16 protein-coding genes are annotated in these 15,437 nt (G+C 42.6%); 4 read left to right on the top strand and 12 right to left on the bottom strand.

What is annotated here, in order from left to right:
- Positions 1–269 precede the first annotated feature (269 nt).
- Positions 270–968 (bottom strand): DNA repair protein RadC, encoded by a 699-nt coding sequence (radC, locus tag AAFN85_RS10885; RefSeq protein WP_347527273.1) that lies wholly within the window; start codon positions 966–968, stop codon positions 270–272.
- Between the two features lie 83 nt (positions 969–1,051).
- The gene (gene rpsT, locus AAFN85_RS10880) at positions 1,052–1,306 is read right to left on the bottom strand and encodes a 30S ribosomal protein S20 (protein WP_347527272.1); all 255 of its coding nucleotides are present in this window, start codon (positions 1,304–1,306) and stop codon (positions 1,052–1,054) included.
- A gap of 249 nt (positions 1,307–1,555) precedes the next feature.
- Here rpsT and AAFN85_RS10875 point away from each other — a divergent pair, with 249 nt between their 5' ends.
- Together AAFN85_RS10875 and AAFN85_RS10870 are read left to right on the top strand one after the other, a co-directional pair.
- Entirely contained in the window at positions 1,556–2,314 is a 759-nt protein-coding gene (locus tag AAFN85_RS10875; protein WP_347527270.1) for a class I SAM-dependent methyltransferase, read from the top strand.
- 96 nt (positions 2,315–2,410) lie between these two features.
- Entirely contained in the window at positions 2,411–4,084 is a 1,674-nt protein-coding gene (locus AAFN85_RS10870; protein ID WP_347527269.1) for a hypothetical protein, read from the top strand.
- A 234-nt stretch (positions 4,085–4,318) separates the two neighbouring features.
- On the opposite strand, the gene AAFN85_RS10865 is transcribed toward AAFN85_RS10870, so the two are convergent.
- Positions 4,319–4,573 (bottom strand): type II toxin-antitoxin system Phd/YefM family antitoxin, encoded by a 255-nt coding sequence (locus AAFN85_RS10865; RefSeq protein ID WP_347527267.1) that lies wholly within the window; start codon positions 4,571–4,573, stop codon positions 4,319–4,321.
- An 84-nt stretch (positions 4,574–4,657) separates the two neighbouring features.
- Between AAFN85_RS10865 and AAFN85_RS10860 the strand changes: the two genes are divergently transcribed.
- Positions 4,658–5,620 (top strand): zinc dependent phospholipase C family protein, encoded by a 963-nt coding sequence (locus AAFN85_RS10860; protein ID WP_347527265.1) that lies wholly within the window; start codon positions 4,658–4,660, stop codon positions 5,618–5,620.
- Positions 5,621–5,721: 101 nt separating this feature from the next.
- Entirely contained in the window at positions 5,722–6,399 is a 678-nt protein-coding gene (locus AAFN85_RS10855) for a hypothetical protein (protein ID WP_347527264.1), read from the top strand.
- Positions 6,400–6,402: 3 nt separating this feature from the next.
- Here AAFN85_RS10855 and AAFN85_RS10850 read toward each other — a convergent pair whose 3' ends face one another.
- The 9 genes from AAFN85_RS10850 to AAFN85_RS10810 form a co-directional block, all read right to left on the bottom strand.
- A complete protein-coding gene (locus AAFN85_RS10850; protein ID WP_347527262.1) occupies positions 6,403–7,062 on the bottom strand; it encodes a VTT domain-containing protein in 660 nt (219 codons plus the stop codon).
- Positions 7,063–7,108: 46 nt separating this feature from the next.
- Positions 7,109–7,849 (bottom strand): DUF4397 domain-containing protein, encoded by a 741-nt coding sequence (locus AAFN85_RS10845; protein ID WP_347527261.1) that lies wholly within the window; start codon positions 7,847–7,849, stop codon positions 7,109–7,111.
- A 9-nt stretch (positions 7,850–7,858) separates the two neighbouring features.
- Positions 7,859–8,539 (bottom strand): DUF4397 domain-containing protein, encoded by a 681-nt coding sequence (locus AAFN85_RS10840; RefSeq protein ID WP_347527260.1) that lies wholly within the window; start codon positions 8,537–8,539, stop codon positions 7,859–7,861.
- Between the two features lie 114 nt (positions 8,540–8,653).
- Positions 8,654–9,778, bottom strand: a complete 1,125-nt coding sequence (gene dnaN / locus AAFN85_RS10835) for a DNA polymerase III subunit beta (RefSeq protein WP_347527259.1) — start codon at positions 9,776–9,778, stop codon at positions 8,654–8,656.
- 33 nt (positions 9,779–9,811) lie between these two features.
- Complete coding sequence (gene gldG, locus AAFN85_RS10830; RefSeq protein ID WP_347527258.1) at positions 9,812–12,208, bottom strand: gliding motility-associated ABC transporter substrate-binding protein GldG; 2,397 nt, start codon at positions 12,206–12,208, stop codon at positions 9,812–9,814.
- 311 nt (positions 12,209–12,519) lie between these two features.
- The gene (locus AAFN85_RS10825; protein ID WP_347527257.1) at positions 12,520–13,119 is read right to left on the bottom strand and encodes a hypothetical protein; all 600 of its coding nucleotides are present in this window, start codon (positions 13,117–13,119) and stop codon (positions 12,520–12,522) included.
- A gap of 70 nt (positions 13,120–13,189) precedes the next feature.
- Positions 13,190–13,699: a hypothetical protein gene (locus tag AAFN85_RS10820; RefSeq protein WP_347527255.1), complete on the bottom strand. Its 510-nt coding sequence runs from the start codon at positions 13,697–13,699 to the stop codon at positions 13,190–13,192.
- A gap of 110 nt (positions 13,700–13,809) precedes the next feature.
- Complete coding sequence (locus tag AAFN85_RS10815) at positions 13,810–14,316, bottom strand: outer membrane beta-barrel protein (protein WP_347527253.1); 507 nt, start codon at positions 14,314–14,316, stop codon at positions 13,810–13,812.
- Positions 14,317–14,715: 399 nt separating this feature from the next.
- Positions 14,716–15,423, bottom strand: a complete 708-nt coding sequence (locus AAFN85_RS10810) for an ATP-binding cassette domain-containing protein (RefSeq protein ID WP_347527252.1) — start codon at positions 15,421–15,423, stop codon at positions 14,716–14,718.
- Positions 15,424–15,437: the final 14 nt, after the last annotated feature.

The raw sequence follows: 15,437 nt of genomic DNA, 5'->3' as shown, positions 1-15,437 counted from the left end.
GATTTATTTGGATTTAGAAATTAACAAACATGCGAAGAATGTAATCCTCAAAAATTGTCCGAACTCGAATTTGGGGGAATTATTAGAATTTTTCGAATTTGCTTTTGCATTCTATTAATTCAATAAATTCCATAAAATTCGAGTTCAGACGAAAAAATCAGCGTAATCAACGAAATCAAAAAAATCAACGGTTCAAAATCGGTGTAATCAAAAATCAATCGGTGTAATCCCCAAAAACAAATCCGAAATCGAACATCCGAAATCCCAAATCACATCAACCCTTCATCACCTAAACTGGTATAAGCAGTATCAGTAATAATTAAATGATCCAACACGCCTATCTCCAGCATCCGCCCGGCTGCTGCCATTTTTTTTGTAAGCTGGATATCTTCATGGCTTGGCTTGAGGTTGCCAGAAGGATGATTATGCACTAAGATGATTCCGCTGGCCTGGTATTGCAAAGCGGCATAAAAAATAATCTTAGGGTCGCATACAGTTGCCGAAAGGCCTCCTTTGCTAATGAGTTCTTTGCCCAGTACCTTGTTCGATCTTCCCAATAATATTATCCAGAACTCTTCGTGGTTCAGGTCCATCAAATGGCGGCGCATGATATTGTAACCGTCTTTACTTGCGGTTATAAATTCAACTACCGATGCTTCCGAATCGTTTCGCCTCCGGCCTATTTCTAATGCGGCTATGATAGATATGGCTTTAGCCTCCCCTATTCCTTTAAATTTAGATAGCTCGGTGATGGATGCTTTGCCTAATTTATTCAGGTCGTTATCGTAGTGGTGCAGGATGCGCTTGCTTAACTCAACAGCGGTTTCGGTGCGGCTGCCCGAGCCTATTAGTATGGCTATCAGTTCGGCATCGGTTAATGCCCTCCTGCCCTGACCGCTTAGCTTTTCGCGGGGACGGTCTTCTTCGGCCCAGGCTTTTATGCTGATCTTGTTTTCGTAGTTTTCCACGGCATTAAAGTATAAAAAAGCGTGAAACAAAAAAAGGGACAGTACTGATGTACTATCCCTTTAGTATATTTTTAAAGCTAAGATTAGCTTAAGCCATTAACAAATTTAGTAAGCTTTGATTTATTGTTCGAAGCTTTGTTTTTGTGAATAACGTTCTTTTTAGCTAAACGATCAAGCATAGAGATCACTTTGCTCAACAATGCTGAAGCATCAGCTTTAGTTGTAGTGTTTCTTAATTTTTTAATAGCGTTCCTGGTTGTTTTAGCCTGGTACCTGTTACGCAGACGCTTCGCAGCATTTGCCCTAATTCTTTTTAATGATGATTTATGATTTGCCATCTCGTATAGCTTGTTATTCTTTTTCTAACTTATTTTAAGGACTGCAAATATAGGGCGATTAAAACTAATATGCAAGTGCTTTTTTAATTTAGTTTTTAATCGCATAATGCTGATTTTCTGATTGGCAGCTTCGTTGCATAATATTCCGCTAAGTGGTTTATTTAATTTTCCTTTAACCAAAATTTCACAGGGTGTTCATATAACACAATCATTTTTGTAACGTTAAATTAAACTAACGCGATTATAACTATGGTAAACAACAGCACCACAAGGTTCAGCAACCGGGTTGAGGATTATGTAAAATATCGTCCCGATTATCCAACAGAGATCGTTAAGTTTTTACACGACACTTACAACCTCACCCAGGATAAACTGATAGCCGATATTGGCGCTGGCACAGGCATATCCACAGCCTTATTTTTAAACAAAGGTTACCGCGTAATTGCCGTTGAACCTAACTACGAAATGCGTGCAAAATCTGAGGAGTTATTAGGTACATTCCATGGCTTTATGGCCCATAACGGCACTGCCGAAAATACCGGCCTTACCGATGCAAGCATTGACGCCATTATTGCAGGGCAGGCTTTTCATTGGTTTGATGCTGTGCTTACCCGCGCCGAGTTTAAACGCATATTGAAACCCGGCGGCATAGTTGCTCTGATCTGGAATGAGCGTAAAACCAGCTCTGTATTTGAGCAGGAATATGATGAACTGATAGTTAAACATGCCCGCGATTATGTTAAGGTTGATCACCGCAACATCGATACAGAACGTATAGCAGCTTTCTTTAACCCTTCGCCTATGCACCTCGAAATTTTCGAAAACAAACAAATATTCGATTTCGAAGGATTGAAAGGCAGGTTAATGTCATCATCGTACATGCCAACTAAAGATGATGAAGGCTTTGATGATATGATAGCTGATCTGCAGGTGCTTTTTGATAAGTTTCAGCAAGGTGGGGTAATTACCATTAACTACGATACCAAAGTTTATTCAGGCAAGTTATAAAACTGATCTTCGGTCTATTTTAATACAGGTGAAACAATTGCATGCGGGTATTATCTAATAAGCAAATACATTAGCTTATTAATACTACTTTTAACCATGTTATACTGGATCATAGCTATACTCCTATTGCCTTTTGTTGTTATTTTAATAAGCCATTTAAAAAGCAAAGCCAAACAAAAAACAAAGCTGGCAGAAATAAAAGAGCGTTGGGGACAACCCATCATAGCAGGCAGAAACTTTAAGCTGATCAGTAACTATTTAACCGCTTATGGCGGTACCAGCCAAATTGCCACAAATACGGCTACCGATCTGAACCTCGACAATGTATTCGAATTTATCGACCGCACCAACTCCAAACCTGGTCAGCAGTATTTATATAAGCAACTGCATTCGCCCCAAATTTCGGAGGGGTATTTTGCCGCGCTTGAACAGCGAATAGATCATCTTGCCGCTAATACCGAACTAAGGGAAACTACCGAACTCAAACTCTCCCAATTAGGTAATAACGATGCCTATTATTTACCCGAACTATTTAAAAAGCCCCACCAATCTATTTTCCCTGCAATCGGGAATATGTATATCAGTATCGCGCCTTTTCTGATCATTGGGGTAGCGTTCAGCCTTTTTATTGTTCCCAATCAGTTTATGCTGATGTTATTGTTGGTTTTGATGATAGCCAATGTGGTTATCCATTACAGCAACAAAACGCAAATGATGAACTACACGCACTCGCTACCGCAACTGCTGGCTCTGCATAAGGTTGCCGCCTGGCTTAATGATCATAATTTATTAGATCAGGAGGAAAACACCCGTACCAGCCTAACCAACTTAGGCAGGCTTAAAAAATCGCTTAACTTCATCACCCTGCAAAACAAGGCTTCGGTTGATCCTACCGACATTGCCTATTTGGTGAGCGAGTGGCTTAAAATGTTTTTGCTTATTGAACCAATGGTGTTCATCAAATCTATCAGCAAAGTGAATAAATACCTTGCCGATATTAAGGTTATTTATGAAGCCGTTGCCCAGGTAGATGTTGCCATCTCCATACAATCAGTACGGGATGGGGCCAGACACTACTGCATACCGCAGCTTAACAGCGGCAACGCCAATATAGTTATTAAAGATCTTTACCATCCGCTTATCGAAAACTGCATACCTAACTCTATTTCGATTGATAACAGGCAAGGTATTTTGGTTACCGGCTCAAACATGTCGGGTAAAACAACTTTTATCAGGGCTATAGCTATTAATGCCTTACTTTCACAAACCATCAACACCAGTTTCGCTACAGCATACAAAGCACCTCCGCTTAAAATATTTACCAGTATTGACATGGCCGACGACCTTGGCGATAACAAAAGCTATTTCCAGGCCGAGGCATTGGCAGTTAAAAACATTGTTGATCAAACCATCGCCAGTAAACCGGTAAACAGCCTGGTAATTATTGATGAGATCTTCCGCGGCACCAACACCATCGAACGGATAGCCGCAGCCAAAGCAGTACTAAGCTATTTTATCCAAAACCAAAGCTTTGTGTTTGTTTCCACCCACGATCTGGAGTTAGCCGAGTTACTGGGCAGCGATTACAAAGTGTTCTCGTTTGAAGAGGTTATTGGCGATGACCGCCTGGTTTTTGATTATAAAATAAAAGAAGGCCTGCTTAAAAACCGGAATGGCATAGCGGTTTTGCAGGGCGTAGGCTTTCCGCAGGGAATTATTGACGAAGCTAATGAGGTTAGCGGGCAATTGAGGGAGAAGTATAATTTGTAGCGATTATTTGCAATCTCATTCCACGGGAACCGCTTTTAAACTAATTAACTATTAGGAGGCACCTACGGAGCCAAAAAACTTCTATTTTTCTACAAACATGGTACTCCTACGGAGTTTTTAGATATTCGCAATATAACTCCGTAGGAGTACCGTGTTTGTAGCTAAGATTGTTTTAGGATTTTTGGCTCCGTAGGTGCCCCCTTTTTTAAAGGCCATTTCCTTAAATCTCATTCACTACTCGAAAGCATATCGAATTGTATTCCCTTGATGCAACTGATCAATTGATTCTGCAAGCCACTTCCTATTTATCTCATTGGATAACAAATGTTCCGTTTCAATTAATGAATTATATTCTTTGATCGAAATAATTACAACTCCGGCATCTTCCTCACCTTCCCCCGGCACAACAATAATATCATTGCTATTACTAACCTGATTAAAATAATGTTCCATTTTATTTCGCAAACGGGCAATTGTTAGTGCTATCATCTTACAATCATCAAATAATAACCAATATACAAAATATAAAACTTATCGCTCCAATCTTCAAAACTTAAACCCATCTTTGCCCTAATGAAACGCCGGATAACCTTGATCACAACAGGCATATGTTTACTGATGCTCTGCTCGTCATGGGGTTTCTTTGCGCATTACCGCATCAACAGGTTGGCTGTTTTTACGCTACCTAAGCCCATGGCGGGATTTTACAGATCCAATATCGATTATATTACAGAACACGCCGTAAGCCCCGATAAACGCCGCTATGTAGATTCGACAGAGGCACCCCGACATTTCTTTGATGCTGATCATTATAGCAAAAAGCCTTTTGAGGTAATGCCTAAAAAATGGAAGGATGCCGTTGCCAAATACTCAAAAGATACCATCATTAAATACGGCACCGTGCCGTGGAGCATCCAATATCAATATTACCGACTGGTACGGGCCTTTAAAGCCCATGATACAACCGGTATTTTAAATGCATCTGTTTATTTAGGGCATTACGTTGCCGATGCGCATGTTCCGCTCCACCTTACCCAAAACTATGATGGGCAGCTAACAGGTCAAAAAGGGATTCATGCTTTATGGGAAAGCCGCTTGCCAGAGTTATTCAGCAATAAGTACAATTATTATGTTGGCAAGGCCCGGTATATTGATAATCCGCTTAAGGAGGCTTTCCGCATTTGCCAGTCATCATACAAAAGCGTTGACAGTGTTTTGCGCTTTGAGCGGATGCTGAACAAAACCTATCCGCAGGATAAAAAATACGAGTTGGTACAGCATGGCAAAAGACAAGTGCAGGATTACTCGGCAGCTTATTCGCAGGCTTACCATCAAATGCTGAAAGGGATGATCGCCAGAAAGATGCGTTCGTCCGTCCGTTCCGTGGGAAGCTACTGGTATTCGGCATGGGTGGACGCAGGTCAGCCTGATCTGGATAAACTCATTGCCCGGCCCTTAAGCGATAAACAAAAAGCTGATCTGCAAAAAGAAGAAGCTTTGTATCGTGCTGGCAAAGTACTTATACCTAAGCAGTAACAAGTAAAACCCGAACTCCAAACGGGTAGTAGCAACATTGTTAAAAGCTATTTTTCACCTCACTTTTATGGCGTTTCAATTCCACATCAATTTAAAACGCTATGAAAAAACTTATCATCATTTTATTGGCCTTATGGTGCAACAACAGTATTGCCCAAAATTGCAGCCAGTTCATTAACAATACCAACGGCAAAACGCTCACTTATATTAACCTGGATGCTAAAGGCAAACAACAGATCACTGCCATATACACTACCACTAAAAAAGATGCATCAACAGTTACGGTACATGCGCAGATAAATGATAAAAATGGTAAAGCAATAGGCAACGGCGATTCGGAAATGATCTGTACCGGTAATACTATTAAGGTTGATATGAAATCGTTTGTGCCGGCTGCCAACGTAAAAGGGAATATGCAGGTAAGCGGCGAAGCCAAATATCTCACCTACCCTACCGATATGAAAGCCGGGCAAACTCTTGATGATGGCTCGGTAACCATAGATATGAGCAGCAGCGGGGCAACAATGGCCAACCTGCAAATGGATATCAAAAACCGTAAAGTTGAACAGCCTGAATCGATAACCACCAATGCAGGAAGCTTTGATTGCTTTAAGTTAACCTACGATGCCACCACCAAAGTAAAAATGATGGGCATTGGCATTCCTTTCAACTTCCATGTTACCGAATGGTACTCACCCAAATTAGGGAGGTTTGTAAAATCGGAAACCTACAAAGGCGATAAACTAATGGGAACGATGTCGCTCGATTCGATTAAATAAAGCTTATTGCTCTACCGGGGCTTTCTTGCTAGTACGGCTTTTAATAGCTGCAATAATAGGAGGCAGTATCGATACCAAAATAATGATCACACCCACCAACGAGAAATTTTTGGCAATGATCTCTACCTGGCCCAATTTATATCCTGCAAAAAGGAATACGATGATCCACGATGCACCGCCGATGATATTGTAAAGGCTATACCTTAAAAAAGGCATCTTGCCCACACCGGCAACAAATGGGGCTATGGTACGGATGATAGGCATAAACCTGCTGAAGATAACAGCCTTGCCACCATGCTTATCAAAAAAAGCCTGGGTTTTGAGGTAGTATTCAAGCTTGAGGATCTTGTTTTCTTCTTTAAATACCTTTACGCCGAGGTAATTACCCACAAAGTAGTTTACGGTATTACCTATAAAGGCAGCGGCAATTAGTATGAGGCCTAATACCCAGATATCCAAACCCGAGTTACCGCCTGCAATGAGGGCACCGGCAGCAAACAGCAACGAATCGCCGGGTAAAATGGGGAAGATAACTAAACCTGTTTCGGCAAAAATGATCAGGAACAGGATCAGGTATGTCCATCCCTGGTAGGTGCTGGTTATCTGCACCAGGTGCTTATCAATATGCAGTACAAAGTCGATAATGCTTTTTATTACTTCCACAGGCTTTAATTTTGCCCAAAAATATAAATATTAAGCAAATAGCCTACTATTGAAGTGTTTTAGAAAGCAGATTATTAGTGAGCACCCCTGCACCAAAAGCCAATGAATCTGCCCTGCCTACAACCCCTTGTGTGTAAATGGTATAAGCCCTGCCATCCAATATGGTAATATTGGTAAGCGTTTTTTCAATTACTTTTGGCGTAGTTGTTTTGGTAATGGTAAAGTTATAGTTCCCGGCAGGCAGCTCCACATAGTCAGAAACTTTATTAAAGGTAAGCCCCTTTATCGCCAATGTATCATTAGCCCTTAAATCTAACGCTGGCGATGAAACCGAGGCGTGTACAAACCTCAATTTACCTTTGCCAATAGTGGGCAAGCTTGTATTATCAGAAACGATGAACGAGTTGGCTATGCTGCTATCCTTCCTTAAGCCGGTTACAAACAAGGTGTACTTGCTGTTAGCTTTAAGCGTACTATCAAACTGTAATAATATTACCGGCGATAATGTTGCTGTACGCAATTGCAGTGGTGGCGTTAAAGTTGATAAATAAAAATACCCGGAACTGTTTGGGTAGGTATAAGTAGTTGCGCTATACCTTATAAAATTCTGGTACAGGTAAAGCCCCTGAATATCCGAACTGAGATTAACAATCTGGATCCCGGTATTTAACCCAACCGAAGATGCATTGCCCCCCTTACCACATGATGATATGCCACAGGCAAACATGGCAAAAACTATCGCTATAAAAAACGAAACCAGTACACGGCTTTTATGCTTATCAGTCATCAAAATATTTTATTTATTAGTGAACACACCGGTTCCCAGCCGGGTAGTTTTATTGCCAAAACCATAATAGGTATAAACCCTGCCGCTGGCCAGCTCTACCGTATCACGGACTACATCTGTAAGGTCGCCATTGGCATATATAGCCATATTGTGCACACCGGGTTTTACCAATATAAAATCAGTTGATGCCTTAAACGCTACACTTGCAAATTTAGTAGTATCAGCAGTACCATAAAAATGCATGCTGAAATTCCCACCATCCGGCGATGCGTTTACCACCCTGATCTTGGCCATAGGGCTTGATCCCGTATCAGACACCAGCACATCGGTAGTTTTAAATACCTGGTTGGCAGCGGTACCGGCTACATAAAAGGAGTAAACCGAATCTTTACTCAGCGTCATCGGGATACTGAACAACTCGTTACTGGTTCCGTTTATTTTGGCCGAATAGTTTTGGATACCCGATTTTACCGAAAGATAACCCAGCGTACCACCGGGATAAAAAGTTGATGTTTGGTTAATGCGGTTACCGTTTACATAAACATTAACATCATTAAACGTAGCATTGATAACGTTTAAGCTCGATACATCAGATGCAGCATCGGGCTTATCGTTAGTATTTTTTTTGCAGGCTGCAAGGCAGCATGCAACAGAGGCGATCATCAATAAAGCTTTAACCTTTATATTCATATACAATTATAAGCTATAACTGCTTACTGTAATTTTTGGTATGGAGTGCTAAATAAAAAAAAGTCCGGTTTACGAGCCGGACTTAGTTTTTGGATTTATAATTTAAGTTTACACTTAAGCATAGCTATTAAGCATCACCGGCATAACCAGCATCAGCACGTCTTCGTTCTCATCTCCGCCTTGTGGCAGCAATAAGCCGGCACGGTTTGGAGTTGACATCTCCAAAGATACTTCTTCGCAGCTTAAGTTTTTCAACATTTCTATTAAAAATCTTGCATTGAAGCCAATTTCCATGTCGTCACCTTCGTATTGGCAGGTTAAACGCTCATGGGCCTCGTTAGCAAAGTCAATATCTTCTGATGAGATATTCAATTCGCTGCCGTTTATTTTAAGCCTTACCTGGTGGGTGGTTTTGTTGGCGTAGATAGCCACGCGGTTTAACGAACCCAGGAAGGTAAGCCTTTCGATACTTAATTTATTAGGATTATTTTGAGGAATAACCGCCTCATAATCAGGGTAACGCTCGTCAATTAAACGACAAACCAAGTTAATGTTGCCGAATTTGAAGAAGGCGCTGGTGTTATTATATTCAACCGATACGTTCACGTCATCACTTGGTAATGATGATTTCAACAACGTTAAAGCTTTTTTAGGTAATATGAATGATGCTGTGCTTGCGGCCTTCGCATCTTTACGGCGGTAGCGTACCAGTTTGTGCGCATCGGTAGCAACAAAAGTTAATGATGATGTGCTTAACTGGCAGTAAACACCTGTCATGGCTGGGCGCAGTTCGTCATTACTTACCGCGAAAATGGTTTTGTTTATCGCCTCGGCTAAAACTGAAGCTGGCAGGTTTACTGATGAAGCGTTTTCAACAACCGGGATCTTCGGGAAATCCTCGCCGTTTTCACCGCTCAGTTTATATTTACCGTCGCCGGCGTTGATCTCGATAGCGAAGGTTTGATCATCAACCGCGAAGGCAACAGGCTGCTCTGGTAATGATTTAAGGGTTTCCAGTAATATACGCGATGGGATAGCGATACGGCCATTCTCTTTAGCCTCAACAGGCAGGGAGGTGGTCATGCTGGTTTGCAGATCGGTTGCAGAAATGGTCAAGTTTCCATCCTTTATCTCGAACAAAAAGTTTTCCAAAATAGGCAATACAGTGCTGCTGCTTAACGCGCCGCTTACTGCCTGCAGTTGTTTGAGTAATGTTGATGTAGAAACAATAAATCTCATATGGTTATTATTAAGCAATCAAAAATATAAAATTTACCGGGCATACTTTTGCCTGCGCAAATAATGTTGAAAAATAGCACATATTAACACAATTGCCAACGGCACTATAGTATTAATTAATTGCCAGTACATTTTTTCGCCGCGGATCTGCGCGCGGTTCAGCAACCTCACCTTGATCTCTTTGGTACGCAGGGCTATCAGGCCCGAATCATCCGTCATGTAGTCGGCTATGTTTAGCAGCAGATTTTTGTTGCCGTAGGTTTGGTGGGTGTAATGATCGTATCCCAATGGGTATGGCGAACCATCGCTGCCTACCTGGTTTTTAAAAATATCACCATCACTAATCACAATCATTTTGGTGGGTACGCTTTGCTGCTGTATGGTAACCTGTTCTTTCAAACCTTCGGGCAGCGGGCGGTTTTGCCAATCGCTTACAAATTGACCTTCCAGCAATACACCGGTAACTTTGGGCTGACTTTGAAACTCTTTTGGGTTTGGCTCCTGCTCTAAGGCTTGTAGCGACAACAGGTGCGGGGCACTTATTTTTTTATTATAGGGCGATGAGTTAAGCAGCACCGTTTTGGTTACGTTTTTGGTATCGAGAATGTCGATAGTACTCACAAACTCACTGCTGATGCCATCCAAATTTTTAACTATAGGGTGTTTGCTTAGGGGGATAAACACCGGGTAAAACAACCATGGCAACATCTGTATCTGTGCCTGGCCTCCAACATTGCCGGTACTGATAGGGATTTGCGAACTGTTGATATCGGCAATCAGATCATAGTTGATACGAATTCCATAGCGGAAAAGCTGATCATCCAAATTAAGCTGTTTGGGAAATGCCAGTTGCTCGCCGCCATGCCCGCGCAGGCTATCCAGTTCGGCACTTACCTGGTCGATGGTCCACAATACGCGACCGCCGTGCATAATGTACTGGTCGAGTTTAAATTTCTCTACCTCGCTGAATTTTTGATCGGGTTTGGCTATTACCAGTAGTTTGATCTTTTGCAGATCGGCTGTAGAGATAGCATTCAAATCAACCCTGCCCACCTGAAAACCTTCGGCAAGCGATTTCATGGCATCATTCAGTTGCAGATCGCTTAGTTCGTGGTGACCTTCGGTAAAGCCTATCTGCGGTCTGCCGCCGTTAACTGCTTTTTTAATAGCTGACGAGAAAGCGTATTCGAGGTTTTGGATAGAGTTGTTCAGCACTTCATCGGGGCCGAGGCCTATCCTGCTTAATAATAGCTTTACAGGGATATCCTTACCATCTGCCGATACCAGCGCCGATGGGAAGATGAGTTTCTGGCTCACCCCATTATCCGTTTTAACGCTGAGGTTGGTTGGCTCAACACCCTCGGCAGCCATATTTTGGATCACCTCGTTTTGCTGATCGTTGTTAAGCCCCTTCAGCGGATCAACAAACTGAAACTGGATTTTTCCGTGACTGTAAGCTTGCAGATCGCTCAGCATATCTTTAGTGGCACTTTGCAGGCGTTTAAACCCGCCGGGCAGGTTATCGCCTTGCAGGTAAACAACTACTTTCACCTTTTTAGGCAGCTTATCCATTATCTCGCGGCTAATGGGCGATATGGTGAAACGCTTCTCGGCAGTAAAATCAAAACGGGTAAAGGTTAATGAGGATAATATCCCCAGAAAAAATAAAACACCCAATGTGCTTATCATTACCGTACCGGCTAAGCTTTTTTGGCGTTGCCTTGCCAGTACGAACAAAGTAAGCCAGATGAATACGCCTGCCGTGATGATGAAATAAGCCAGATCGCGGGTATCTAACACACCACGGCTTACTGAATCGTAATGTTGGGTAATACCCAGGTTTTGCAAACCCAGATCCTGCAAGGAAAGCAACTGACTGATAGAGTCAAATCCACTATAAAAAAAGAAACACAGGAAAACGGAAACCGTAAAGGCAATGATTTGATTTTTGGTGATAGATGAGGTGAACAGACCTATCGCCACAAAAACACCTCCCAATAAAAACAAGCCGATGTATGAGCCTATAACCGCGCCTGTATCGATATTACCTTGCGGCATGCCCAGCTTGCTTACCGAATAATAGTAAACCAGTGTAGGCAGCAAGGCGAAAAGTACGATCAATAAACAGGCAAGGTATTTACCTATCACAATCTCCCAATCTTTTAAAGGGCGGGTAAACAGGAGTTCAAAAGTTCCTTCTTTACGCTCCTCAGCCAATGATCGCATGGTGATAGCCGGGATCAGGAACATGAACAGGTATGGCGCAGTGCTAAAAAGGCTTTCTAACCCGGCGTAACCATACTCCAATATGCTCGACTCGGGGAATACCCACAAAAATAAACCCAGCACCAGTAAAAACACACCAATGGTTACATAAGCCACCAGCGAACTGAGGTATGATATTATTTCTTTTTTAAGGATGCTCAGCACGTTATAATATATTGTGTTAAGCGCCGAAATTACAACAATATTGCGCCAAAGCAAAGTGCAAACGGTGAGTTCCGTCCGTCCGTTGGGGGGAGTAAGGGTGATAGTGGGCAGGTGGCGGACAGGAAACGGTTAAACTAAAGGATGTCATTTCGACTGAGCCAGGGAGAGGCTGAGCAGCGGGGCGAAAGAGAAATCTTATACACCCAGCAAAACCGCTAAGCATGGCGTATAAGATTTCTCACCCTTGCCTCGCTATCCCCAACCCTCCAAGGGATTCGAAATGACAGTTATCATGTTGTTTTATTCGGCTCTCAAAACCTATACTTATAAGCCACATTCACCCCAACACTTTCTAACACATGATCGTAATCAACATTTTTATAACCACGTTCAAAGCGTAAATTAAAATCCAAACCGTGGTGAGGCCCTATCGGCACAACGGCACCTCCCCCGCCCGAGTAGATGAATGAAGTGCTGGTACGGCTGCTAATTTCAAAGGCGCTACCAACCTCTCCGCTTACATAAAAATATTTCGACACGTAATATTTAAGCCCGGCGGTTAATGGCAGGTAGGCATAAAGCGTATGATAATCATCTGTATAATAAAAACCCGTTGAGCTATCCGGGTTAACGCTTCTGAACAGATCATTAGGATTGGTTTGAAAAACCACAACGCCCAAACCGGCAGTAAAATGGAGCGATGTGCTTATCGGCTTTTCTACTTTAGCGTTAATGCCGTACCCTCCCCAGTAATGCACATCCACCCCTACCTGCGGGTATTTGTTCATATTAACAGGCAAATTGAGTTCGGTGCCAATAATTATAGCGGTTTGGTTTCCTTTTTGGGCATAGGCAGTAAAGGTAAAAGCAAGGCATAAAGCGGTCAGGATAATGTGAAAAGGTTTATTCATAATATTAAAATTGCAGGATTTTACAATAATACAATACGCAGCCGAAATCTTTATCGCTACAAGCAAAAAACTACCGCCCAAAGCGGTAAGCAAACCTGATAGCTGTTTGCTGCAAGGTATGGGCCGACCAGCTTTCGTACCGCAACCCCAACTCAAAATTGCGGTTATCGGCACCGGATGGGATCATGATAGCAGGCCCTACCGAAAAGGCGAACAACCTCCGTTTATCATAATTTAGTTCGATAGCGCTACCTGCCTCTGCCTCCAGAAACACGCCAGAGCCTACGTTGTACCTTACCCCACCTTTTAGCGGCACAAACAGGTTACCGCCGTTATTGCCATTATTAAAAGGTGAGTTTTTACGAAAAAAACTGCTGAAACCGGCAGTAAGTGTGAGGCTTACCGGGCTGACTATAGGCTGCTCTAACTTTGCAGATGCACCTACACCAATATTATATAAACCACGCGATGGGATGGCCAGCTCGCCACCGGCACTGAAAGCGGTTGATGGGTGAGGCAGATCCTGGGCGTAGGTTTTTAAAGCGGCAAAGAGAATAACAATAAGTAACAGTTTTTTCATAGCGGGGCAAAATACAATATTAACCAGGTAATAATTATGAAGAAAAACATAAAAAAGGCCCGGGATACATACCCCAGGCCTTTATTGTAATTAATTGATGTGTTGTTTAATTAAAACCTGAAGGCAACACGTAAAGCTACCTGGCTTGTAGTGCCATCTTTAGACCAACCTTCGTAGCGCACACCGGCTTCCAAACCGCCTGCAAAGCTATAGCCAATACCAGGAGCATAAGCAAAACCTGTACCGCCACCGCTTTCGGTGCTGAATACTGCACCTAACTGACCTTCGGCAAAAAAGGCATCGTCAAAGTAATATTTTAAGCCCGCTTTAACCGGGATAAAACCAGCACCCGATTTGCCGATAAAATCTTTGATCTCGCTTTTGTACAGAAAACGGGTATAACCTGCCGAACCCGTTAAAAACAACTGATCGGCAATTGGATGGTCATACTTCAATGAGCCACCAATGGCAAAGTTTGAAACCTTGTGCGAATCGCCAACAGGTAAGCCGGCATCAACACCGATACTAAATTTTCCACCATCTGATTTTGCTGATTGAGCGTTGGCCGCGATTGCGGTAAAGCCTAAAAAGGCTAAGCATAATAATAGTTTTTTCATAACAATAATGTAATAAAGTTGGCTTGGCGGGGTACCTCCGCTTTGCCGGGTTTGCTTATATAGATGCTACAAACCTGCACTTCGTTACAAAAAATGTTAAAAAAATATTAAATGGGTAATAGTTAGGGGCGTATTTAGCCTGTGGTTGGTATTTTCACGTACCACATGATCTGAAGAAGTTGCATTAATTGAAACGAAATAATCTGGCCCTGAAAGTGGTGCGATGAAAACACCGACCACAGGCTGAAGGGTGCATGAAAATCAAGGCCTATGAAGGAGAATACGACGTTAGGCGGGATGGGCTGTCACCCTTAGCTCGTCGAAGGGTCGCGCGCAAAGGCCTTGCCCACCATGCTTCGACAAGCTCAGCATGACACCCTTTTTTAAACATTTCTTGGGTTAATTATTTGTAAGGCTGATAAACACTTCCTCGAGCGATTTATCGCCGTTGTTTTTGCGGAGTTGCTGCAAGGTATCGTTGGCTACGATATTGCCTTTATTAATGATGATAACCTGGCTGCAAACGGCTTCAACCTCCTGCATAATATGGGTTGATAGCACAATGGTTTTGGTTTTACCCAAATCAAGGATCAACTGACGGATACCTATCAACTGGTTGGGATCAAGGCCTGAGGTTGGCTCATCCAGTATCAGCACTTCGGGATTGTGGAGCATGGCTTGTGCCAAACCTACCCTTTGACGGTAACCTTTTGATAGCTGACCAATTTTTTTATGCTGCTCAGGTCCGAGACCTGTTTGCTCAATAATATCGGCTATGCGTTTAGCAGGCTCGTGAATTTTATGGATGCCAGCAACAAAACCCAGCGATTCTTTCACGTACATGTCTGTATAAAGCGGGTTGCTTTCGGGCAGATAACCAATGCGGCGTTTAACCTCCAAAGGCTGCTTAACCACATCAAACCCGCAAACCGATGCAGTACCCGATGTTTGGGGAATAAAGCCGGTAAGTATTTTCATGGTAGTTGATTTACCCGCGCCATTAGGCCCTAAAAAACCCAATACGCCCGGCTCGGCAGTAAAACTGATGCCATCAACGGCTTTCTGTGTGCCGTAAACTTTTGTTAATGCCTCAACCCTGATACTCATGGCTGTAAAAATAT

This window comes from Mucilaginibacter sp. CAU 1740 (assembly GCF_039839285.1).
In the GTDB taxonomy this organism is placed as follows: domain Bacteria; phylum Bacteroidota; class Bacteroidia; order Sphingobacteriales; family Sphingobacteriaceae; genus Mucilaginibacter.
This window is presented reverse-complemented; position numbering and strand designations above follow the sequence as displayed.

What these genes read in the sequence shown, in the direction of transcription:
- AAFN85_RS10875 (WP_347527270.1), top strand. Translation starts at nt 1,556, where the DNA reads ATGGTAAACAACAGCACCACAAGGTTCAGCAACCGGGTTGAGGATTAT.
- AAFN85_RS10865 (WP_347527267.1), bottom strand. Translation starts at nt 4,573, where the DNA reads ATGATAGCACTAACAATTGCCCGTTTGCGAAATAAAATGGAACATTAT.
- dnaN (WP_347527259.1), bottom strand. Translation starts at nt 9,778, where the DNA reads ATGAGATTTATTGTTTCTACATCAACATTACTCAAACAACTGCAGGCA.
- AAFN85_RS10820 (WP_347527255.1), bottom strand. Translation starts at nt 13,699, where the DNA reads ATGAAAAAACTGTTACTTATTGTTATTCTCTTTGCCGCTTTAAAAACC.
- AAFN85_RS10855 (WP_347527264.1), top strand. Translation starts at nt 5,722, where the DNA reads ATGAAAAAACTTATCATCATTTTATTGGCCTTATGGTGCAACAACAGT.
- AAFN85_RS10815 (WP_347527253.1), bottom strand. Translation starts at nt 14,316, where the DNA reads ATGAAAAAACTATTATTATGCTTAGCCTTTTTAGGCTTTACCGCAATC.
- AAFN85_RS10870 (WP_347527269.1), top strand. Translation starts at nt 2,411, where the DNA reads ATGTTATACTGGATCATAGCTATACTCCTATTGCCTTTTGTTGTTATT.
- AAFN85_RS10825 (WP_347527257.1), bottom strand. Translation starts at nt 13,119, where the DNA reads ATGAATAAACCTTTTCACATTATCCTGACCGCTTTATGCCTTGCTTTT.
- rpsT (WP_347527272.1), bottom strand. Translation starts at nt 1,306, where the DNA reads ATGGCAAATCATAAATCATCATTAAAAAGAATTAGGGCAAATGCTGCG.
- AAFN85_RS10845 (WP_347527261.1), bottom strand. Translation starts at nt 7,849, where the DNA reads ATGACTGATAAGCATAAAAGCCGTGTACTGGTTTCGTTTTTTATAGCG.
- AAFN85_RS10810 (WP_347527252.1), bottom strand. Translation starts at nt 15,423, where the DNA reads ATGAGTATCAGGGTTGAGGCATTAACAAAAGTTTACGGCACACAGAAA.
- AAFN85_RS10840 (WP_347527260.1), bottom strand. Translation starts at nt 8,539, where the DNA reads ATGAATATAAAGGTTAAAGCTTTATTGATGATCGCCTCTGTTGCATGC.
- AAFN85_RS10860 (WP_347527265.1), top strand. Translation starts at nt 4,658, where the DNA reads ATGAAACGCCGGATAACCTTGATCACAACAGGCATATGTTTACTGATG.